This is a genomic window from Pseudomonas sp. 313, assembly GCF_000316965.1.
GTDB classification, from domain to species: Bacteria; Pseudomonadota; Gammaproteobacteria; order Pseudomonadales; family Pseudomonadaceae; genus Chryseomonas; species Chryseomonas benzopyrenica.
Map to the genome: position 1 here is coordinate 1 of NZ_ANBZ01000036.1, position 21,135 is coordinate 21,135.

The 21,135-nt window shown below is 66.7% G+C and carries 16 protein-coding genes and 1 pseudogene; 9 read left to right on the forward strand and 8 right to left on the reverse strand.

Annotated elements, in window-relative coordinates; genetic code table 11:
• The coding region (locus C722_RS0107905; protein WP_017639984.1) for a pyridoxal-phosphate dependent enzyme at window positions 1-595 on the reverse strand (595 nt) is incomplete at its 3' end.
• A 127-nt stretch (window positions 596-722) separates the two neighbouring features.
• On the opposite strand from C722_RS0107905, the gene rpiA reads away from it, so the two are divergent.
• The gene (rpiA, locus tag C722_RS0107910; RefSeq protein ID WP_017639985.1) at window positions 723-1,397 is read left to right on the forward strand and encodes a ribose-5-phosphate isomerase RpiA; all 675 of its coding nucleotides are present in this window, start codon (window positions 723-725) and stop codon (window positions 1,395-1,397) included.
• Between the two features lie 181 nt (window positions 1,398-1,578).
• Here rpiA and serA read toward each other — a convergent pair whose 3' ends face one another.
• Complete coding sequence (gene serA / locus C722_RS0107915) at window positions 1,579-2,808, reverse strand: phosphoglycerate dehydrogenase (protein ID WP_017639986.1); 1,230 nt, start codon at window positions 2,806-2,808, stop codon at window positions 1,579-1,581.
• 238 nt (window positions 2,809-3,046) lie between these two features.
• Between serA and C722_RS0107920 the strand changes: the two genes are divergently transcribed.
• The 3 genes from C722_RS0107920 to C722_RS0107930 all read left to right on the forward strand — a co-directional run bounded on the left by C722_RS0107920 (window position 3,047) and on the right by C722_RS0107930 (window position 5,764).
• A complete protein-coding gene (locus tag C722_RS0107920; protein ID WP_017639987.1) occupies window positions 3,047-3,712 on the forward strand; it encodes a fumarylacetoacetate hydrolase family protein in 666 nt (221 codons plus the stop codon).
• 140 nt (window positions 3,713-3,852) lie between these two features.
• Window positions 3,853-4,758, forward strand: coding sequence for an SdiA-regulated domain-containing protein (locus tag C722_RS0107925; protein WP_017639988.1), 906 nt, complete (start codon window positions 3,853-3,855; stop codon window positions 4,756-4,758).
• 70 nt (window positions 4,759-4,828) lie between these two features.
• A complete protein-coding gene (locus tag C722_RS0107930; protein WP_017639989.1) occupies window positions 4,829-5,764 on the forward strand; it encodes an SdiA-regulated domain-containing protein in 936 nt (311 codons plus the stop codon).
• Window positions 5,765-6,080: 316 nt separating this feature from the next.
• On the opposite strand, the gene C722_RS0107935 is transcribed toward C722_RS0107930, so the two are convergent.
• Entirely contained in the window at window positions 6,081-6,605 is a 525-nt protein-coding gene (locus tag C722_RS0107935) for a gamma carbonic anhydrase family protein (RefSeq protein ID WP_017639990.1), read from the reverse strand.
• Between the two features lie 315 nt (window positions 6,606-6,920).
• Here C722_RS0107935 and C722_RS0107940 point away from each other — a divergent pair, with 315 nt between their 5' ends.
• The 5 genes from C722_RS0107940 (at window position 6,921) to C722_RS0107960 (ending at window position 13,210) form a co-directional block, all read left to right on the forward strand.
• On the forward strand, window positions 6,921-8,372 hold the full coding sequence (locus C722_RS0107940; RefSeq protein WP_017639991.1) for an anion permease: 1,452 nt from the start codon (window positions 6,921-6,923) through the stop codon (window positions 8,370-8,372).
• Window positions 8,373-9,330: 958 nt separating this feature from the next.
• Window positions 9,331-10,866 (forward strand): acetyl-CoA hydrolase/transferase family protein, encoded by a 1,536-nt coding sequence (locus tag C722_RS0107945; RefSeq protein ID WP_017639992.1) that lies wholly within the window; start codon window positions 9,331-9,333, stop codon window positions 10,864-10,866.
• 240 nt (window positions 10,867-11,106) lie between these two features.
• A complete protein-coding gene (pbpG, locus tag C722_RS0107950) occupies window positions 11,107-12,018 on the forward strand; it encodes a D-alanyl-D-alanine endopeptidase (protein ID WP_017639993.1) in 912 nt (303 codons plus the stop codon).
• Between the two features lie 176 nt (window positions 12,019-12,194).
• Complete coding sequence (locus tag C722_RS0107955) at window positions 12,195-12,911, forward strand: carbonic anhydrase (protein WP_017639994.1); 717 nt, start codon at window positions 12,195-12,197, stop codon at window positions 12,909-12,911.
• A 59-nt stretch (window positions 12,912-12,970) separates the two neighbouring features.
• Entirely contained in the window at window positions 12,971-13,210 is a 240-nt protein-coding gene (locus C722_RS0107960; RefSeq protein WP_017639995.1) for a hypothetical protein, read from the forward strand.
• 15 nt (window positions 13,211-13,225) lie between these two features.
• On the opposite strand, the gene C722_RS0107965 is transcribed toward C722_RS0107960, so the two are convergent.
• The 5 genes and pseudogenes from C722_RS0107965 to C722_RS0107985 form a co-directional block, all read right to left on the reverse strand.
• Entirely contained in the window at window positions 13,226-13,660 is a 435-nt protein-coding gene (locus C722_RS0107965; protein ID WP_017639996.1) for an NUDIX hydrolase, read from the reverse strand.
• Window positions 13,660-14,670, reverse strand: a complete 1,011-nt coding sequence (locus C722_RS0107970) for an AI-2E family transporter (protein ID WP_007161081.1) — start codon at window positions 14,668-14,670, stop codon at window positions 13,660-13,662. The genes C722_RS0107965 and C722_RS0107970 overlap by 1 nt, the downstream gene beginning before the upstream one ends.
• Window positions 14,671-14,801: 131 nt before the next feature.
• The gene (locus C722_RS0107975; protein WP_017639997.1) at window positions 14,802-15,743 is read right to left on the reverse strand and encodes a diguanylate cyclase domain-containing protein; all 942 of its coding nucleotides are present in this window, start codon (window positions 15,741-15,743) and stop codon (window positions 14,802-14,804) included.
• Window positions 15,740-20,596, reverse strand: coding sequence for a PAS domain S-box protein (locus C722_RS0107980; protein ID WP_017639998.1), 4,857 nt, complete (start codon window positions 20,594-20,596; stop codon window positions 15,740-15,742). The genes C722_RS0107975 and C722_RS0107980 overlap by 4 nt, the downstream gene beginning before the upstream one ends.
• A 343-nt stretch (window positions 20,597-20,939) precedes the next feature.
• A pseudogene (locus C722_RS0107985) lies at window positions 20,940-21,135 on the reverse strand (chemotaxis protein); the annotation flags it as partial.

The following is a 21,135-nucleotide window of genomic DNA, read 5'->3' on the forward strand; positions in this document are numbered from 1 at the left end:
CCCGGATCTCGGGGCGCAGGTATTTCACATAGGCGGCGATACCGGCGATCAGGCCGCCCCCCCCCACGGGGACGAAGATGGCGTCCAGGCGCCCGGGGTGCTGGCGCAGGATCTCCATGGCCACGGTGCCCTGGCCGGCGATGACGTCCGGATCGTCATAGGGCGGGACGAAGGTGTAGCCCTGCTCCTCGACCAGGCGCAGCGCCTCGGCCAGGGCCTCGGGAAAGGCGTCGCCGTGCAGCACCACCTCGCCACCACGGGACTGCACGCCGATGACCTTGAGCTCGGGCGTGGTGCGCGGCATGACGATGATCGCCCGCACGCCCAGTTCGCGCGCCGCCAGGGCCAGGCCCTGGGCGTGGTTGCCGGCGCTGGCGGCGATCACCCCACGGGCCTTCTCTTCGGTCGAGAGGCTGGCCAGCTTGGTGTAGGCGCCGCGGATCTTGAAGGAAAACACCGGTTGCAGGTCTTCGCGCTTGAGCAGCACCTGGCAGCCCAGCCGCTCGGACAGCGCCCGCGCCGGTTGCAGGGGCGTCTCGATGGCCACGTCGTAGACGGGGGCGAGCAGGGTCTTCTTCACATACTGTTCGAGCATCGGCGGGACGATCCGGTGGGTGCGGCGGGGGCGAAAAGTCTACTACGGGCACTCCCGGGTAGGTTAGCCAGGCCGTCCGAGCGGCTATAATCGGCGACCCTTCACCCGTTTCTCTGCGGATACCCCCATGAATCAGGACCAGCTCAAGCAGGCCGTCGCCCAGGCCGCGGTCGACCTCATCCTTCCCCAGCTCTCCCGCGACAGCGTGGTCGGCGTGGGCACCGGCTCGACCGCCAACTTCTTCATCGACCTGCTGGCCAAGCACAAGCTGGAATTCGACGGCGCCGTGGCCAGCTCCCAGGCCACCGCCGACCGGCTGAAGCGCCACGGCATCACCGTCTATGACCTCAACGGCGTCAGCGACCTGGAGTTCTACGTGGACGGCGCCGACGAAGCCGACGGCCACCTCAACCTGATCAAGGGCGGCGGCGCGGCCCTGACCCGCGAGAAGATCGTCGCCGCGGTGGCGCGCAAATTCATCTGCATCGCCGACGCCAGCAAGCGCGTCGACGTCCTCGGCGAATTCCCGCTGCCGGTGGAAGTCATCCCCATGGCCCGCAGCCACGTGGCCCGCGAGCTGGTGAAACTGGGCGGCGACCCGGATTACCGCGACGACGTGGTGACCGACAACGGCAACATCATCCTCGACGTGCACAATATGCACATCGTCGATCCGGTGGGCCTGGAAGCGAAGATCAACAACATCGTCGGCGTGGTCGCCAACGGCCTCTTCGCCGCCCGCCCGGCGGACGTGCTGCTGTTGGGCACCGCCCAGGGCGTGGAGCGTCTGGAGCGCAGCTGATTCAGCATTTCTTGGCTAGCCGGCTGTTGGGCTTCGACGATGGAGCCGTCTCAACCCAACCTACGAGGTTTGAGTAGGTTGGGTTGAGCGCAGCGAAGCCCAACACCGCTCAAACGCTGAGCCCACAAAAAAGCCCCGGTCAGGCGAACCCGACCGGGGCTTTTTCATGGCGCGGGGATGCTTAGAACAGCACGCGGCAACGGATGGTGCCCTTGATGTTCTGCAGCTTTTCCTGGGCCAGGTCGGAGTAGTCGGCGTCGACGTCGATCACCACGTAGCCGACCTTCTCGTCGGTCTGCAGGTACTGACCGGAGATGTTGATGCCGCTCTCGGAGAAGACCCGGTTGATCTCCGACAGCACGCCCGGCACGTTCTGGTGGATGTGCAGCAGGCGGTGCTTGCCCGGGTGCGACGGCAGGGCCACTTCAGGGAAGTTGACCGAGGACACCGAGGTGCCGTTGTCGCTGTACTTGACCAGCTTCTCGGCCACTTCCAGGCCGATGTTGGCCTGGGCCTCGGCGGTGGAGCCACCGATGTGCGGGGTCAGGATGACATTGTCCAGGCCACGCAGCGGCGAGACGAATTCGTCGTTGTTGGAGCGCGGCTCCACCGGGAAAACGTCGATGGCGGCGCCGATCAGGTGCTCGTCCTTGATGGCGGCGGCCAAGGCGTCGAGATCGACCACGGTGCCGCGCGCGGCGTTGATCAGGATGCCGCCCTTCTTGATGGCACGGATCTCGCGCTCACCCATCATCAGCTGGGTGGCGGGAGTTTCCGGCACGTGCAGGGTGACGATGTCGCTCATGCCGAGCAGCTCGGTCAGGGAGCCGACCTGCTGGGCGTTGCCCAGAGGCAGCTTGGTGATGACGTCATAGAAGAACACCTGCATGCCCAGGCCCTCGGCCAGCACCGACAGCTGGGTGCCGATGGAGCCGTAGCCGATGATGCCGAGCTTCTTGCCACGGATCTCGAAGGAGTTGGCCGCGCTCTTGATCCAGCCGCCGCGGTGGCAGGAGGCGTTCTTGGCCGGGATGCCGCGCAGCAGCAGGATGGCCTCGGCCAGCACCAGCTCGGCGACCGAACGGGTGTTGGAATAGGGGGCGTTGAACACGGCGATGCCGCGCTCGCGGGCGGCCTGCAGGTCGACCTGGTTGGTGCCGATGCAGAAGCAGCCGACGGCGACCAGCTTCTTGGCGCAGTCGAACACCTCTTCGGTGAGCTGGGTGCGCGAGCGGATGCCGATGAAGTGGGCGTCGGCGATCTTTTCCTTGAGCTGGGCATCCGGCAGGGAGCTGGTGACGTACTCGATGTTGCTGTAACCCGCGGACTTCAGGATATCCACGGCGGACTGGTGGACGCCTTCCAGGAGAAGGAAGCGGATCTTGCTCTTGTCGAGGGAAGTCTTGCTCATCTGCGTTGAATCCAGAGTTTCCAGGGAGAAGGATGCCGGCGCGGCGCAGGCCAGGTCAGCCAGCGGCAAAGGGGTCGCTATCTTAGCATGAGCCGCCGCATGCAGGTCCGGTTGCGACCTGAAGCTTTCTCAGGGCGACCATGAGCACCTTGCGACCCGCATCGCGCCGCGGCGTCCGCTTTTGGTTAAGATCGTGGGGTCAAGATCGCCCGCAGACGCCACTCACCAGGAGCACCCCATGGCCTACCAGCACCAGTACCTCGATGGCACCAAGATCCACTTCCCCCTGGGCAAGGTCGTCTGCATCGGCCGCAACTACGCCGAGCACGCCAAGGAGCTGAACAATCCGGTTCCCACCGAGCCCCTGCTGTTCATCAAGCCGGCCAGTTGCGTGGTGCCGGTGGCCGAGGGCTTCGCCATTCCCACCGATCAGGGTTCGGTGCACTACGAGGCCGAGATCGCCGTGCTGATCGGCAAGCCGCTGTCGAAGAAGCCTTCGCCGGAGGAAGTCCGCGACGCCCTCTCCGGCTTCGCCCCCGCCCTGGACCTGACCCTCAGGGACGTGCAGAGCCGCCTCAAGGAAAAGGGCTATCCCTGGGAGATCGCCAAGAGCTTCGACGGCGCCTGCGTGCTCGCGCCCTTCGTGCCGGGCGATGCCTTCGAGGACCTGGCCGACATCCCGGTGCGCCTGACCATCAACGGCGAGGTGCGCCAGGACGGCAACAGCCGCGACATGCTCAACCCCATCCTGCCGCTGATCCAGACCATCGCCGGGCATTTCTCCCTGCAACCGGGTGACGTCATCCTCACCGGCACACCGGTAGGTGTCGGACCGCTCAACGTGGGCGATCAACTGGTGCTGGAGCTGCCGGACGTTAGCCGCTTCGAAACCCGCGTGCTATAACCCCCGCCACCCCACCGTCGCCTGGCGGGTGCCTGGCGATGGTGTACCGGCACGGCCACGACGCTCTAGGCTTTGCCTGAAAAGTGCCTACGCTCGGCGACTGTGCAGACAAGCCATAACAAGAAGCCGTACGAGCCCGCATGTCCAGACTCCCCCGCCTCATCCTGTTCCGCCTCCTCCCCGCCTTCGTCCTGCTGGTGCTGATCGTCCTCACCTTCGTCTGGCACTGGAACGATAGGGCGCTGCTCTGGTGGCAGGAATACCGCACGCCGCCGGAAGTACGGGCCCAGGCGGTCTGGTTGCCGGACTACCAGGCGGTGATCCAGGGCAAGCCGCTGCCGGGCCTGGCCGAAGCCGAGACTTCCGACCTCACCTACGATCCCCGCACCCGCACCCTCTTCGCCGTCACCGGCAATACGCCCTACCTGGTGCAATTGAGCCTGACCGGCGACATCCTCAGGCGCATCCCGATCCGCAACGTCGCCAACCTCGAAGGGGTAACCGCCCTGGAAGACGGGCGCCTGGCCATCGTCGACGAGCGTCAGCGGCGGCTGTCGCTGTTCCAACTGGCGGACGACACCCAGGAGCTGGACGCCAACACCTTCGAGCATCATGACCTTGGCTTTCCCGACGCCGGCAACAAGGGCTTTGAAGGCATCGCCTGGGATCCGCGGCGCCAGCGCCTGATCCTCAGCAAGGAGCGCGACCCGGCCGCCCTCTTCACCCTGGCCAGCGACGGCCGCGGCGTCACCGGCACCCTCCAGCCCTTTCCGCTGAAACAGCTGGTGATCGACTATTCCGCGGTGGCGGTCGATCCGCGCACCGGTCACCTGCTGGCGCTTTCCGATCAGTCCCACACCCTGGTGGAAATGACCGCGGAAGGTGCACCGGTCAGCTTCATCAGCCTCAGAAACGGTCTGCATGGCCTCAAGGCGACCATGGAACAGCCGGAAGGCGTGGCCCTCGATGAGGCCGGCAATCTCTACCTGATTGGTGAACCCAATCTCTTCCACGTGTTTCACAAGGTGTCCGAAGCAGCGCAATGAGCGCCTATTCAGCTTGAATTCAGGGTGGCGCCCTTAGGCTGCGCGGCATCACCGCCTCAGGACCCTGTCGATGCTTCCGCTGTTTTCCCCGCGCACCCTGGGTGCCCTGTTGGGCGCCGCCCTGCTGCTGACCCTGACCCTGACCCTGACCCTGGTGGCCCAGCATCACCGGCTGTTCGAGCGCCTCTGGTTCAACGTCCAGAGCCAGCTTCAGGCCGAGAGTCGGCAGGCCCGCTCGCTGTGGCTGCCGAGCTATCGCGTCAGCGTGGAAGCGCGCCCCATCGGCGAGGGCATCACCGACGTCTCGGCGCTGAGCTTCGATCCGGATCGCCGCACCCTGGTCAGCGTCACCAACAAGCCGGCGCGTTTTCTCGAACTCGACCTGAACGGCCGGCTGCTACGCCAGGTGGACCTCAAGGGCTTCAGCGATCCGGAAGCCATCGAGTACATCAAGCCGGGTGTGTACATGATCAGCGAAGAGCGCCGCCAACGCCTGGTGCGGGTACAAATCGGTGCCGACACCCAGGTGGTGGACATCGACGACCGCCAGGTCAGTCATCCCTTCAGCCTGAGCGATGTGGAAAGCGACAACCGCGGCAACGAAGGCCTGGCCTACGACGCCGCCCGCGAGCGCTTCTTCGTCGCCAAGGAAAGCGATCCGGTACGCATCTACGAGATCGACGGCCTGGGCAGCGAAGCCTTCGAGGGCCTGCAGGCCTTGTCGCTGCGCAGCGACCCCAAGCGTGACCGCCGCCTGTTCGTGCGTGACCTCTCCAGCCTGCAATTCGACCCTGGCACCGGCCATCTGCTGGCGCTCTCCGATCAGTCGCGGCTGGTACTGGAGCTGGATGACGACGGCAAGCCGATCAGCTCCCTGTCGCTGCTGCGCGGCCAGCACGGCCTGAGCCGCAGCGTGCCCCAGGCCGAGGGCGTGGCCATGGACGACCAGGGCCGGCTGTATGTGGTCAGCGAGCCGAATCTGTTCTATCGCTTCGAGAAGCCGTGAGGTAGAAGCTCATCGCGCCCAAGGCGGTCCGGCGCCTGCTCGGACAGCCCTCTCTCCCCTTGGGAGGGTTGGGGTGAGGACACGCCGGGCAACAAATCTTCCGGTAGAAAAGGCTGCGCCGTTTTTCACGCTGCGCAGCCGGTGTTGGGCTTCGACGATGGAGCCGTCTCAACCCAACCTACGGGAATCGTCGTAGGTTGGGTTGAGCGCAGCGAAGCCCAACAGGCTTTGGCACCTCCCCCTCACCCCAGCCCTCTCCCGGAGGGAGAGGGGGTGGTCCGGCGTCGACTCCTATCATTATCGCCAAGCGATGCCCCTACTCCCCCTGCTCGAACAACTCCTCCAGGTAGCGTCGCGCATTGGCCACATAGACCTGGGCATTGGCCGCCAGCTGCGCCTGCTGGGCGTCGCTCAGGGTACGCACCACCTTGGCCGGCGAGCCGAGCACCAGGGAGCCATCGGGGATCACCGCGTTCTCGGTGACCAGGGCATTGGCGCCCACCAGGCAGTTGCGCCCGATACGCGCGCCATTGAGCACCACCGCGTGGATGCCGATCAGGCTGCCGTCGCCGATCTCGCAGCCATGCAGCATGGCCTGGTGCCCCACGGTGACGCCGCGCCCCAGGGTCAGCGGCGAGCCGGGATCGGTGTGCAGCACGGCGCCGTCCTGCACGTTGCTATCGGGGCCGATGTGGATCAGTTCGTTGTCACCGCGCAGCACCGCGCCAAACCAGACGCTGGCGCCTTCATCCAGGCGCACCTTGCCGATCACCGCGGCGGTAGGCGCGACCCAGCTGTGCGGATGGGCGTCGACGCGGTGTTCTCCCAGGCGGTACTTCATGGCGGTCATCCTCGTGTTGTTATGGTTGGCGGAAAGTCCGATTGTTCGCCGAGGTGAGCGACGGGCGCAATCGCCAGCGACCGGCGCCTTCGCGTTGTTGCAAGTCATTCTCGATAGCGAAAGAATGCCTTCAGGGAACCTGAGACCGCAGGACTGCGACGAATGACCACGGCCAGCACGCTGGGAAAGGCGCTCGACCTTTGCAAAGCTTGCTGCCGCTGATGGCATCTTGTCCTCACGGCCAGTGTCCTGTCCGTCGTCAGCCATCCCGGCCCAGGCCGGTTTCCCGAGACCACCGGAATCTGCGAGCGCCCGATGCGTACCACCTGGAAATTCCTGCTGCCCCTCGCCGTCACCGGATTGCTGGCGCTGCTGCCCGCACCGGAGGGCCTGCCCGCTCACGCCTGGCTGTACTTCGCCCTCTTCGCCGGGGTGGTGGTGGGGCTGATCCTCGAACCCCTGCCCGGCGCGGTGATCGGCCTGATCGGGGTAGCCCTGGCGGCCCTGCTGGCGCCCTGGGTGCTGTTCAGCCCGGCGCAACTGGCGACACCGGGCTTTCGCGCGCCCCAGGAGGCGCTGAAATGGGGCCTGGCGGGCTTTTCCAACAACACCGTCTGGCTGATCTTCAGTGCCTTCATGTTCGCTTTGGGCTATGAGAAGACCGGGCTTGGGCGGCGGATCGCCCTGCTGCTGGTCAAGGCCATGGGCCGCCGGACCCTGACCCTGGGCTACGCGGTGATGCTGGCCGATCTGGCCCTGGCCCCCTTCACCCCGTCCAACACCGCGCGCAGCGGCGGCACCGTCTACCCGGTGATCCGCAACCTGCCGCTGCTCTACGATTCCAAGCCCAACGACCCCAGCGCGCGGCGCATCGGCTCCTACCTGATGTGGGTGGCGATCTCCTCCACCTGCGTCACCAGTACCCTGTTCCTCACTGCCCTGGCGCCCAACCTGCTGGCCGCCGCCCTGATCGAGAAGACCGCCCAGGTGCACATCAGCTGGGGCCAGTGGTTCATCGCCGCCGCACCCATGGGCATCCTGCTGCTGGCCCTGCTGCCGCTGCTGGCCTACTGGCTGTATCCACCGGAGATCAAGCGCAACGACCAGGTGCCGCTGTGGGCGGCCAAGGAACTGGCCGCGCTCGGCCCGCTGACACGCGATGAAAAGCTGCTGCTGGCCCTGGTGATCGGCGCCCTGGCGCTGTGGATCTTTGGCGCCGCCTGGGCCGACCCGGCGTTGGTGGGGATCCTGGTCATCGTGCTGATGCTGCTGCTCAAGGTCATCACCTGGAACGATGCCCTGGGCAACAAGGCCGCCTGGAACACCTTCGCCTGGTTCGCCACCCTGGTGGCCCTGGCCGACGGCCTGACCCGGGTCGGCTTCGTCGCCTGGTTCGGCCAGTGGGTCGCCGGCCACCTGGGCGGCTTCCACGCCGGCACCGCCATGGTGGTACTGGTAACGGTGTTCTATCTCGCCCACTACCTGTTCGCCAGTTCCACCGCCCACACCACCGCGCTGCTGCCGGTGATGCTGGCCGCCGGCATGGGCATCCCCGGCATCGACCTGCCGGTATTCGCCCTGCTGCTGGGCACCTCGCTGGGGCTGATGGGCATCATCACCCCCTATGGCACCGGGCCAAGTCCGGTGTACTACGGCAGCGGCTACCTGCCCAGCGCGGACTACTGGCGACTGGGGACCATTTTCGGCGCGCTGTTCCTGCTGGTGCTGCTGGGGATCGGGGTGCCGTGGATCATGATGGTGGCGTGAGGGGTAGCTGGGCGTTCGGTGCCCAACGCCTGGGTTGGGGTGATCCGGGCGGATCGGCGTAGGTTGGGTTGAGCGATAGCGAAGCCCAACACTTTGGGCTATTGGTGCCCTAGCTACTTATAGGGGTTTGCTGGCGGCTCTTGTTTCGCCTGGCCGGCGACTCACTTTTCTTTGCTTGTGCAAAGAAAAGTAAGCAAAAGAAAGCACACCCCAACATTTCGGCCCTTCGCTGCGCTCCGGGTCCCCTCGCTCCGGTGCCGCTCCGGGGGCGCGGCACGAAGGGGCCTCCTGCCCCTCGCGCCTTGCTCGGCGTCCTGCCTCGCATCCCCCCTCCGCGACACCTACACTCGGCCTCACTGACGGGGGTGGGGCGCAAGCCTGAGACTGTGGTGTTAACAGGGCCGTAGCGTGGAAAACCGCGCAGCGTTTTCCACTGGAAGGTACAGACACTATCAGTGGACAAGGCTGCGCCGTTGTCCACGCTACAGACGGTTATGGCTCTTCAACCAACACTTTCAGGCTAGCGAACCGCCCCGTTCAGGAGGGCGAACGGCAGTGTCGTGGAGTGGGGCGAGCCGCATGGATGCGGCGAGAGGTCCAGTGGGCCATGGACGGCCCATCTGGACCGCCCCCGGAACGGCGCGGGCGTGAGCGGACCTGGAGCGAAGCGGAAGGCCGGATGGTCGGGGCAAGCGTTTTTGCTTACTTTTTTCGCGACTGAAAAAAGTGAGTCGCCCGGGTGGGCGAAACAAGAGTCACAAGCAGACCACGATAAACAGCTAGGGCACCGGTAAACCTTCGCCATGTTGGGCTTCGCTACGCTCAACCTACAGAACCCACCCATCCCCTCCCCCAATATTTTCCCCTCCACCCGACCTTTTGCTTAGGGACCTAAGCATCCCTTCGGCGTAGAATCCACATTCTTAGTGTGCTTTCGATAACACCCGCAGAGGTCGTCATGTCCCACCGTACTCGCCATCCCGGTTTCGCCGCCAAGCGCCAGAGCGCCGAGCAGGCCGCGCAGTTCATCCGTCACGGCATGACCGTGGGCATGAGCGGTTTCACCGGGGCCGGTTATCCCAAGGCCGTACCCGGCGCCCTGGCCCAGCGCATCACCGCCAGCCATGGCGCCGGCGAGCCCTTTCGCATCAAGGTGTTGACCGGTGCCTCCACCGCACCGGAGTTGGACGGCGCCCTGGCGCGGGTCGATGGCATCGAGTTGCGGGTGCCCTTCCAGTCCGATCCGGAGCTGCGCAGCCGCATCAACGCCGGCGGCCTGGATTACATGGACATCCACCTGGGCCAGCTGGCGGAAAAGGTGCGCTATGGCTTCTTCGGCAAGATCGACGTGGCGGTGGTGGAGATCGCCGCGATCCGCGAAGACGGTCTGCTGGTGCCCTCTTCCTCGGTGGGCAACAACAAGACCTGGCTGGACATGGCCGATGCGGTGATCCTGGAGGTCAATCGCTGGCAGCCCGATGCCCTGGACGGCATGCACGACATCTACACCGATGGCGCCCTGCCGCCCCACCGCACGCCCATTCCGCTGGCCCATCCCGGTGACCGCATCGGCTCGCCCTACCTGGAGGTGCCGCTGAACAAGGTAGTGGCCGTGGTGGAGACCGATGCCCCCGATCGCAACAGCCCGTTCAAGGCCCCCGACGCCGCCTCCCAGGCCATCGCCGCGCACCTGCTGGACTTTCTCCGCTTCGAGGTCCGTCAGGGTCGTATCCCGGCCAACCTGCTGCCGATCCAGTCGGGGGTCGGCAACATCGCCAACGCCTTCATGCAGGGCCTGGCCGAGAGCGAGTTCGAAGGGCTGACCGCCTTCACCGAGGTGATCCAGGACGGCATGCTGGAATTGCTCATCAGCGGCAAGATGGAATTGGCTTCGGCGACGTCCTTCTCCCTGAGTCCGGCGGGCATCGAGCGCTTCCTCGAACACGCCGAAGCGCTGCGCCAGCGCATCATCCTGCGCCAGCAGGGGGTGAGCAATCATCCGGAACTGGTGCGGCGGCTGGGCTGCATCGCTCTGAACGGCATGCTCGAAGCCGACCTCTATGGCAACGTCAACTCCACCCACCAGATGGGTACGGGGATGATGAACGGCATCGGCGGCTCCGGCGACTTCGCCCGCAATGCCTATCTGTCGGTGTTCATGGCGCCGAGCACGGCCAAGAACGGGCTGATCTCGACCCTGGTGCCCATGGTCAGCCACGTCGACCATACCGAGCACGATGTCTCGGTGATCGTCACCGACCAAGGCTTGGCCGACCTGCGCATGCTCAGTCCCAAGCAGCGCGCCCGGGCCATCCTCGAACACTGCGTGCACCCCAGCTTCCGCCCGGCACTGGAGGACTACTTCGCGCGCGCCCTGGCCGGCAGCCATGGCAAGCACACCCCGCACCTGCTGCCCGAGGCCCTGGCCTGGCACGAGCGCTACCTGGTCACCGGCAGCATGCTCGGCCCCGCCGCCCAGGAAGCCCACGACTGAAAGGCAAGGCGTCCGAGTCTTCTCGGGCGCCCTTTCGCTCCGCCATCCCTGCCGTTCGTCGCCCATCTGCAACTAATTGTGACTTTTTGCCAGCGCGCTGTGTAAAAAGCTGTCCTGTCGGATTCCCAGCCGACATTCCGGGTGATAAAAGACGTGAAATCTCTGAGCAATGTCCTTGATCTGCAAGGGGCATTGCCGTTCGCGGTTGTTCTAATTCCGCCCCCTTTGAGAGCTGCTACCGTGAAGATCTGTCATCAACTCGCCGGCTTGTTGCTGGCTGGCTTGGTCGGGCTGAGTCCGGCCGTCCTGGCCCAGACCCCACCGAAGGTCAAGGCCGCGGCTGCCGCCACCGCCCAGCGCCTGGCCTCGAACCACGCCCTGGTCGTGGACCTCAAGACCAACCAGGTGCTCTTTTCCCAGAATCCCGATCAGGTCGCCCCTATCGCCTCGGTGACCAAGCTGATGACCGCCCTGGTGGTGCTCGATGCCAAGCTGCCGCTGGAGCAGACCATCGACATCGACATCAGCGAGAATCCGGCCATGCGCGGCATCTTCTCGCGGGTGCGCCTGGGCAGTCAGCTGACCCGGCGCGACATGCTGCAACTGGCGCTGATGTCCTCGGAAAACCGCGCCGCCACCAGCCTCGCCCACCACTATCCAGGTGGCCAGCGCGCCTTCGTCGCCGCCATGAATGCCAAGGCTCGCGCCCTGGGCATGAAGAACACCCGCTACGCCGAACCCACTGGCCTGTCGCCGCTCAACGTCTCCACCGCGCGTGATCTGGTCACCCTGCTCAAGGCCACCGAACGCTATCCGCTGCTCGGTCAGCTCAGCACCACCCCGGAAAAGACCCAGGCCTTCCACAATCCCAACTATGTGCTGGGCTTTCGCAATACCAATCACCTGGTCTACAACGCCGACTGGAGTGTGCAGCTGACCAAGACCGGCTACACCGACAAGGCCGGTCACTGCCTGGTGATGCGCACCGTGATGGCCGGTCGTCCAGTGGCCTTCGTGGTGATGGACGCCTTCGGCAAGTTCACCCACATGGCCGATGCCACCCGCGTCCGTCGCTGGCTGGAAACCGGCGCCCTGAGCCCCCTGCCGGGCGCGCCCAAGGCCGGTCGCAGCACGGTATTGGCGCGGCAGTGACGCCCGCCTGAGCGAGTCCCGAAGCCGCGTTCCGACGCGGCTTTTTCATGCCTGGCGCTTTTCCACGGGTCGGATACGCGCCGCCTCGCCTGGCAGGATCGGCGGCGGCGGACAATAGTTATCCCTAGCGCTGGAGACCGCAGTACCGGCACGCCCCCACGCGAAGAGGTGTCCCGATGAAGCCCGCTCTGTCACGTCGCCAACTCCTGCACTGCGCCTGCTGCCTGCCGGTGGCCGCTGCCCTGGCCCCGTTGGCCCTGCCTGCCCTGGCCGCGCCGGCCAAGGCCCACACTACCCTCACTGCCGAGCAGGCCCTGCAACGGCTGATCGACGGCAACCAGGGCTTCATGGACGACCAGCCCTTGCATGGAGAAACCAACCGTGATCGGCGTCTGGCGATCGCCAAGGGCCAGACGCCCTTTTGCGTGCTGGTGTCCTGTTCGGATTCGCGGGTCTCGCCGGAGCTGCTGTTCGGCCGTGGCCTGGGCGAGCTGTTTATCGTGCGCAACGCCGGCAACACCCTGGACACCACCGCCCTGGGCTCGGTGGAGTACGCCATCAGCCAGCTGGGGGTGCCGCTGATCGTGGTCATGGGCCATGAGAAATGCGGCGCGGTGGAAGCCGCGGTGGCGGTGGTGGAGCAGAACGCCCTCTATCCCGGTGCCATCGGCGCCATGATCGAACCCATCCTGCCGGCGGTGCTCAGCGCCCGCGCCGGCAATCCACCGGATCTGTTGGAAGCCGCGGTGCGCAGCAATGTGCAGCGCACGGTCCGGCGGCTGCGCGCGGCCTCCGAGCCGACCCTGCTCGCGCCGCAACAGGACGGTCGGGTCAAGGTGGTGGGCGCCTACTACACCCTGGAAAACGGCCATGTGGACTTCTTCGACGTCTGAGGCGGGCACCCCGTGCCTCAGGTGCGGTCTAGGGCTGTATCCCCTATATGGAAAGCCCCATGAGCAAAGACGCGATCGCCCACCAGTACTACGAGACCGTCACCGGCCGCTGCTGGCTGGATGACGTGCGCGAATGGCGCCGCTTGCAGGCCGAGGCCCAGGCCGCCGCCGATCGCTACCTGGCCTGCCCGGAGGATCTCGAGGCGCCCGAACGCCTGCGCCTGGAACAGACCTGGCGCGCCAGCAACGAAGAAGCCGGCGCCTTCTGGCAGCGCATGTGGGCGAATCTGGATCGCTAGTGAGCGGCAAAGGCCTCAGGTAGCGCTGGTGACAAGCTCCAGCAGGCCTTCGGGGACCAGTCGGCAGGTGTCGTCAAAGGAATCGAGCGAGCGCCAGGTGGCCATGAAAGCTTCACCATCGCTCTCTTGGCCGGGCAGCTCGGTCTGCGCATAGAGCTGCCGATCGGCAAATTCGGCCAGGTAGACCAGCACCACCTCGTGACCCGGCCGTCCCGCGTAGCTGAACAGCGATTCCAGGGTGCCCAGCAGCCTCAACTCGGCCAGCTCGACGCCCAGCTCTTCGCGGATCTCGCGATGCACGGCCGCCTGGCTGGTTTCGCCGAACTCCACGCCACCGCCCAGGGGCCGGCAGAAACTTCGGCCATCGTGCGGATCCTGCGTCTCACGCACCAGGATGCGGTTGCCCTGACGCAGGACACAGAGCGCCAGGACGCGGATCTGGCCGTTCATCACACCAGCCCTTCCGCCTTCAACTCGCTCTTGAGATAGGCGTAGTACACCGGCGCCGCCACCAGGCCCGGCAGGCCGAAGGCCGCTTCGAATACCAGCATGGCCACCAGCAACTCCCAGGAGCGGGCGCTGATCTGGCCGCCGACGATGCGGGCGTTGAGGAAGTATTCCAGCTTGTGGATGGCGATCAGGTAGCCCAGCGCCGCCACCGCGACCCAGATCGACAGCGACAGGCCGGCGATGAAGATCAGGGTGTTGGACATCAGGTTGCCGATCACCGGCAGCAGACCGAGGATGAAGGTGAGGATCACCAAGGTCTTGGCCAGCGGCAAATGGACGTCGAACAGCGGCAGCACCCCGAGCAGGAAGATGCCGGTCAGGGTGGTGTTGAGCAGGGAGATCTTGATCTGGGCGAAGACGATGTTGCGAAAGGCCTGGGCCACCAGGCCGAGCCGCACCAGCAGCGCGCCGGACAGCGGTCGCAGGCGCTCGGGATCAGGGGTAGGCTGCAGGGCGACGATGGCGCCGAGGATCATGCCGATCAGCACGATGACGAAGGTTCGCGCCGCATCGCGACCGAACAGTTGCAGTTGCGCCACATGGGCGCGCACCCACTCCACCAGCTCCTGCTTCATGCTATCGGCGTTGGCCGGCAGGTAGGCGTCCAGCGAGGGTGGCAGCTGGGCGCGGGCGCGCTCGGTGAGCACCATGAACTTGTCCAGCAGCCGTCCGGGATTCTGGACTTCCTGGATGATGAAACTGGTGAACCAGACGAAGAACAGCGTCAGCAGGCTCACCACCAGGGTGCCGAGCAGGGCGACGGCGAGCCAACGCGCGCCGCCGCCGGGCAGATGGCGCTGCAGGCGCCCGGCCAGGGTGTTGACCAGTTCGTACACCAGCAGGCCGGCCAGCAGGCTGGGCAGGAGCTTGAGCGGGAGAACCAGATAGAGCGCGGTGAAGACGATGATCCAGCTGGCCAAGATGGCCTGGCGTTGCGTGAAGGCGTACATAGATTACCGGCGGCAGAATCCCTGCCCGCAGTCTGACAGTCTGCCGCCTCGCCGCCCAGCCTGGACAGCGAAGAAAGCCCGGACCTCTGTTACCCGGCATTACCCGGGCGGGCGCTGTTCAACCCATCTTCCTAGCCCGCCAATTCCGCGGCGCAGACCTGCGCGCGGCCCTGGTGCTTGGCCGCATAGAGCTGCGCATCGGCAGCGGTGATCAGGGCCGCCGGATCGACGGCGGTCGGCGGTAGCGCGGTGGCCACCCCCAGGCTCAGGGTGACGTAGCCGGTCACCGAGGAATAGCCGTGGGTCAGACGCTGGTCGCGGACCTGCTGCAGCAGCCGCTCGGCGACCTGGCTGGCCCCCTCCAGATCAGTGCCCGGCAGCAGGCAGCCGAATTCCTCGCCGCCGTAGCGCGCCAGCAGGTCGTAGGGGCGGAACAGGCCCTGGCCCAACGCCTGGGCGACCTGACGCAGGCACTGGTCGCCGGCCAGGTGGCCATAGTGGTCGTTGTAGGCCTTGAAGTGATCGATATCCATGAGGATCAGCGAAAACGGCGTGCCTTCGCGCTGGCTCTGGCGCCAGCCGCGCAGCAGCGCCTCGTCGAACTGACGCCGGTTGGCGACGCCGGTGAGGCCATCGACCAGGGCGATGCTGCGCAGGGCGTCACGTTGCGCCTTGAGGGTCAGCTGGGTGCGCACCCGGGCGCGGACGATGACCGGATTGATCGGCTTGCTGATGAAGTCCACCGCGCCCAGCTCCAGACCGGTCACCTCTTCGTCCGGGCCCTCCTGGCCGGTGACGAAGATCACCGGGATGGCGGCGGTGGCAGGATCGGCCTGCAGCCGGCGCAAGACCTCATGGCCGTCGAGCTGGGGCATCATCACGTCGAGCAGGATCAGGTCCGGCTGCTGGGCCAGGGCCAACTGCAAGGCCTGGGCGCCGCTGGTGGCCATCAGGGTCTCGCAGTCCTGGCGAAAGAGCTCGTGAAGGATACGGATGTTCAGCGGTTGGTCGTCGACGATCAGCAACTTGGGCTTGCTGCGCCGCCCGGCGGCCTCGGCGGTCGGCGGTGTCATAGGGCTTCCTTCAGATCCGGCAGGGTGGTGAGCGCCGCAGCGAAGTCGAGGGTCTCGACCTGGGCGCGAAAGAGGTCGTAGCGCACCTGGGCCTCGGCGCGGCAGTGCACCGGCAGCTCGGCGACCAGGTCCAGGGCGTCGAGGTTGCCCTGGCTGAGCAGCTGTTCGAGTTCGTCCAGCCGGGCGGGCCAGTCGACCTGGGTGTCAGTGTCAGGGTCGGTGTCCGCGTCGGTACGCACCGGCGGCGGCAGGATGTCGGCCAGGGCGCCGCGCAACTCGGCCAGGGCCTCGTCGAGCAGCTGTCGCAGAGTCGCCACTTCCATCGCCACCTCCGTGGGCACGCCCGCCCCGGCCTTGCCGGCGCGTTCGCCCTCGGCGGCGCGCGCGGCCAGGCGCTGGGCACCCATGGTGCCGGCGCTGCCCTTGAGGGAGTGTAGTACGGCGATCGCGGCTTCGCTGTCGGCGGTATGCCAGGCCCGGGCGAGGGCTTCCAGCAGACCGGCGGAGTCCTCGGCGAAGCGTTCCAGCAGCGAGCCGAACAGCCGGGCATCGCCACCGAAGCGACGCAGGACGATGCTCAGGGGTTCCACCTGGCGATCCTCGGCGACCGGCGCGGCCGTGGGCGCGGCGTTCACCTCCTGCCCGGTCAGGCGCTGCAGGCGGGCGACCAGCAATTCCAGGTCGATGGGCTTGCCGATATGGTCGTCCATGCCGGCAGCCAGGCAGGCGTCGCGGTCGGTATGGGAGGCATTGGCGGTCATGGCCAGGATCGGCAGGGTGCGGAAGCGACCGTCGGCGCGGATGCGCCGGGTGGCTTCCAGACCATCGATGTCAGGCATCTGCATGTCCATGATGACCACGTCCAGCGGCGCGCCGGAGAGCACCCGCTCGACGCCTTCCAGCCCGCCCTCCGCCAGTTCCACCTGGGCGCCCTGGGCCAGCAACAGCTCGGCGGCCACCTGACGGTTGAGGGCATTGTCTTCCACCACTAGCAGGCGCAGCCCGGCCAGGCGACGACTTTCGTCGACCACCGCGGCGGCGTGCACGCCAGCCGGGATCTCGGCGCCCAGGGCGCGCTCCACCACCTCGACGATCTGCGCCGGGGTCACCGGCTTGGTCAGGTAGTCATCGAAGGGAGCGTCGGCGCTCTGCTGGGTTTCGGTGAGGAAGTCGCGGCCGAAGCCGGTGAGCATGATGACCTTGGGTCGATTGGCCTGCTGGTGCTCGCGCAGTTGCCGGGCCGTGGCCAGGCCATCGCCGTCGGGCATGCGCCAGTCCATGAGCACCGCCTCATAGGGCTGCACCTGCTGTTGGGCCTGGGCGACCTGCGCCAGGGCGGCGGCGCCGCTGGTGACCAGATCCACCTGCCAGCCAAGGGCCGCCAGGGTCTCCACCAGCACCTCGCCGACCAGGATGTTGTCGTCGGCCAGCAGCACCCGGCGACGGACCGGCGCCAGCTGGGCCTCGCCCTGGCTGTCCACCGCCAGGGTGGCATCGAACCAGAAGCGGCTGCCCACTCCCAATTCGCTTTCCACCTGCAACTGGCCATCCATCAACTCCACCAGGCGCTTGCAGATGGCCAGACCCAGCCCGGTGCCGCCAAAGCGCCGGCTGATCGAAGCCTCGGCCTGGGTGAAGCCCTGGAACAGCTGCTCCTGCTGGGCCGGGCTGATGCCGATGCCGGTGTCCTGCACCGAGAATTCCAGGCGCAGCTGGCCGTCCACCCGGGACAGCTGGCGCACGCTGACCAGTACCTGCCCCGCCTCGGTGAACTTGAGGGCGTTGCCGGCCAGGTTGATGAGGATCTGTTGCAGCCGCAGGCTGTCGCCGATCAGGGCGGTGGGCAACCCGGCGTCGAGGTGATAGTTGATCTCGACGTTCTTCTCGCCGCTGTTGCCGGAGAGCACCACGCCCAGGTTGCGCAGCACCTGCTCCAGGCTGAAGGGGTGCACATCCAGCTGCAGCTTGCCCGCCTCGATCTTGGAATAGTCCAGCACGTCGTTGAGCAGCCCCAGCAGCGAGCGTGCCGCCTGCTGGGCCTTGGTCAGGTAGTCGTCCTGACGAGCGTTCAGCGTGGTGCGCTGCAGCAACTGCAGCATGCCCAGCACGGCATTCATCGGCGTGCGGATCTCGTGGCTCATGTTGGCCAGGAAGGACGATTTGGCCTGGCTAGCCAGGTCGGCGCGGGTGCGTTCCTCGCGCAACCGGTTCTCCAGTTCCAGCTGTTCGGTGATGTCGCGGTTGATGCCCACCACCCGCAGCACGCGCCCGCGCGGATCGCGCTCGGTGCGGGCACCGGCGATGATGTGCCGTAGCGAGCCGTCCTGACGACGCACCCGGAACACCGGATCGAACACCGCGCGGCCAGCCATGGCGGCGCCCAGGCGCTCTTCGGCGCTGACCAGGTCGTCGGCGTGCACGCGGTCGCGCCAGTCGTTGTAGGTGATGCCGTTGGCGCGCTGGGCCTCGGTCCATTCGTAGAGCTCGAACATCCGCTCGTTGCACTGCACCTGGCCGGTATCGGGCTGCCAGCACCAGATGCCCAGCTGGGCGACGTCGGCGGCCATGGTCAACTGGTCGCGGGCCTGCAGCAGCGCCTGGCGCTGGCGGCTCTGTTCGGTGATGTCGGCGATGATGGCCACCGCCAGGCGCTCGCCGTCGGTCCACATCACCCCCAGGCTCAGGGTCATGGGGAAGACGCTGCCGTCCGCGCGACGGCCTTCCATCTCCTGCCCCTGCGGGCCGGCCTGGTCGTCGGGGATTTCCTGCGGACAGCTGAACAGCGCCTCGTAGCCGGCCAGATAGCCGGGGATCAGGCGGCGGATGGGTTGGCCGACCACCTCGTCGGCGCGATAGCCGAAGATGCGTTCGCCGGCCGGGTTGAAGGAGCGCACCAGGCCATGGCTGTCCACGGTGACGATGGGACTGACCGCGGTATCCAGGATCGCCCGGGTCAGGGCCAGGCTGGCGGCCAGCTCCTGTTCGGCGGCCTTGCGTTCGGTGACGTCCGAGGCGATGCCCAGGTAGCCGCTGATCTGGCCGGCGGCATCGCGCATGGTGGTCACCACCAGGCTGACGTCGCGGTGTTCGCCGTCGCGGCGGACGAAGGTCCACTCCCGAGCGTCGGCACCGGCGCGCTCGGAGCGCTCCACCAGCACCCGGAAACCGGCGACCGGCAGGTCGTACTCGGCTTCCAGGGCCGCGCCCCGGGTCGCCAGCTCGTCCGGCAGATGGAAGTCGCTGGCCTGCCAGAGTCCCACCACCTCGGCGGCGCGATAGCCGAGCAGCCGCTCGGCGCCTTCGTTGAACAGGGTGATGCGACCGGCGCGGTCGGTGGCGATGATGCCCACCTCGGAGGCCGCGCGCAGCACGTCGCCGAGCAGGCGATTGGTCTGGCTGAGTTCGGCGGTGCGCTGGGCCACCTGCTCTTCCAGTCGGGCATTGAGGGCCAGGATCTCAGCCTGGGCGGCCTTTTGCAGCGAGATGTCGCGCACCGTCTTGGAAGCGCCGACCACCCGGCCGTCACGACCGCGCATGGGCGAGACGCTGACGAGGACGTCGATCAGGTGACCGTCGCGGTGCTGACGACGGGTCTCGAAGTGCGGCACCGGCTCGCCGCGGCCGATGCGCGCGAGCACCGACCACTCCTCGTGCTCAAGCTCCGTGGGCACCACCAGATCGAGCAGGCGCTGGCCCACGGCTTCGCTGGCACGGTAGCCGAACAGCTCTTCCGCGGCGTGGTTCCAGCTCAGCACCACGCCCTGGAGGTCCTTGCTGATGATGCCGTCGGAGGAGCTTTCCACCACCGCGGTGAGGTTGGCCTGATCCTGCTGGTACTGGCGGCGCCGCTGGCGGGTGGTGAACAGCGCGAAGGTCAGGCCGGCGGCCAGCAGGCTGACCAGCTTGCCGACCAGATGCACCAGGGGTATCGAGACCAGGTTGAGGCCGGCGATGAAGGCCGGGGTGGCGGTAAACGCCATCTGCCAGCGCCGCCCATAGACATCACGGGTGGCGCTCACTTCCGAGAGTCCCTCGGCGACCGGCTCCCGGGTATCGCCGCGGGTATAGAACAGCGTGGGCCGCGCCGGCTCGGTCACGTCGGTCAGGCGGATCAGCAGACCCGGGATATCCAGGCGCAGGCTGCCGAACAGTTCCTCGATGCTCAGGGGCACATAGGACCAGCCAAGGGTAGCGGCCTCGCGGCGCGCCGGGTCCTTGGGCAGCAGGCCGTCACGGTAGATGGGCAGCATCAGCAGCAAGCCGCGCTCGGGCGGTTGATAGGCCTGTAACTCCACAGGCCCCGACAGGTGCATGCTACCCCGCTGCATGGCCAGCACCGCCGTCTCGCGGCGTACCGGCTCAGACGCCGCATCCATGCCGACGGCACGCTGGTTGAGCGCCACCGGCTCGACGTACTGGACGACGAACCTGTCGCCGCCATGGGGCGCGAAACTGCGAATGGCGAAGTCCGGCCAGCCATCGGCGCGCGCGGCGTAAACGAAGCGCTCTTCCTCGTCGACGGGAACCCGGCGGATGAAGCCTATGCCACGGGCCCCGCGAAACTCCTGGTTCAGGTCGTGGGTACGACCGTAGTGCTCCAGCAGTTCCCGCGACAGCCCCGCGCCGGCCACCACGATGACGTCACGCATGCCGCTCAGGCTGTACTCATAAACCCGCAGCCGCTCGGCGATCTGCTCGCGCACGTCGGTCGCCGCCGCGTTGAGGGCCGTCTGTACCTGTCGCTCGTTGCGCTCGGTCAGATGACGCATGGTCAGGCTGGTCAGCAGGACGCCGAACAGAAAGACGCCGAGACTCCAGCGTACGCGAGAGGATTTGCACAGCCTGCTGAACATGAAGCCCCTGGTGGCAAAGGGTGCCACGCCGTAGGTTAGGCGGTGCCAGGCCGGGCCGGCGCCGCGCTGGACGCGGGCCGCTAGCAGACCTGGCGGTAACGCTTAGCCCATCGGCGGGAAAAAAGACTTTCTTGATGCCATAGATCGCCGGCCTGGCGGGACCCCAGCGGCGAAGGCGCTAAAAACAGCAGACCAGAGCGAGTTCGCGCGCTAATTAGTTTTACTTTTTCTGACGAATGGCAGGCGGACCACGGCGTTCACGCGCGCGTTGCTGACCTGCTGGACAACAAAAAGGGAGAGCCAACCTGAGGTCAGCTCTCCCTTTCGAGGGTTGCCGCGAGGGCTAGATGCGGAAGCCGCCCACCAGCCGCTGCAGGCGACCAGCCTCGGCTTCCAGCGCGGTGCAGGCCGTCAGGGTCGCCTGAAGGTTGTCGACGCCCTGCTGGTTCAGCAGGTTGATCTCGCTGATGTCCATGTTCAGGGTCTCCACCACCGAGGTCTGTTCCTCGGTCGCCGTTGCGACGGACTGATTCTGGCCG

Bases quoted from the DNA above. Each gene is read 5' to 3' on its own strand.
- C722_RS0107935 (WP_017639990.1), bottom strand. From the start codon at position 6,605: ATGAAGTACCGCCTGGGAGAACACCGCGTCGACGCCCATCCGCACAGC.
- C722_RS0107970 (WP_007161081.1), bottom strand. From the start codon at position 14,670: ATGTACGCCTTCACGCAACGCCAGGCCATCTTGGCCAGCTGGATCATC.
- C722_RS0107940 (WP_017639991.1), top strand. From the start codon at position 6,921: ATGCGTACCACCTGGAAATTCCTGCTGCCCCTCGCCGTCACCGGATTG.
- C722_RS0107920 (WP_017639987.1), top strand. From the start codon at position 3,047: ATGGCCTACCAGCACCAGTACCTCGATGGCACCAAGATCCACTTCCCC.
- C722_RS0107945 (WP_017639992.1), top strand. From the start codon at position 9,331: ATGTCCCACCGTACTCGCCATCCCGGTTTCGCCGCCAAGCGCCAGAGC.
- rpiA (WP_017639985.1), top strand. From the start codon at position 723: ATGAATCAGGACCAGCTCAAGCAGGCCGTCGCCCAGGCCGCGGTCGAC.
- C722_RS0107955 (WP_017639994.1), top strand. From the start codon at position 12,195: ATGAAGCCCGCTCTGTCACGTCGCCAACTCCTGCACTGCGCCTGCTGC.
- serA (WP_017639986.1), bottom strand. From the start codon at position 2,808: ATGAGCAAGACTTCCCTCGACAAGAGCAAGATCCGCTTCCTTCTCCTG.
- C722_RS0107965 (WP_017639996.1), bottom strand. From the start codon at position 13,660: ATGAACGGCCAGATCCGCGTCCTGGCGCTCTGTGTCCTGCGTCAGGGC.
- C722_RS0107960 (WP_017639995.1), top strand. From the start codon at position 12,971: ATGAGCAAAGACGCGATCGCCCACCAGTACTACGAGACCGTCACCGGC.
- C722_RS0107930 (WP_017639989.1), top strand. From the start codon at position 4,829: ATGCTTCCGCTGTTTTCCCCGCGCACCCTGGGTGCCCTGTTGGGCGCC.
- C722_RS0107980 (WP_017639998.1), bottom strand. From the start codon at position 20,596: ATGTTCAGCAGGCTGTGCAAATCCTCTCGCGTACGCTGGAGTCTCGGC.
- C722_RS0107925 (WP_017639988.1), top strand. From the start codon at position 3,853: ATGTCCAGACTCCCCCGCCTCATCCTGTTCCGCCTCCTCCCCGCCTTC.
- C722_RS0107975 (WP_017639997.1), bottom strand. From the start codon at position 15,743: ATGACACCGCCGACCGCCGAGGCCGCCGGGCGGCGCAGCAAGCCCAAG.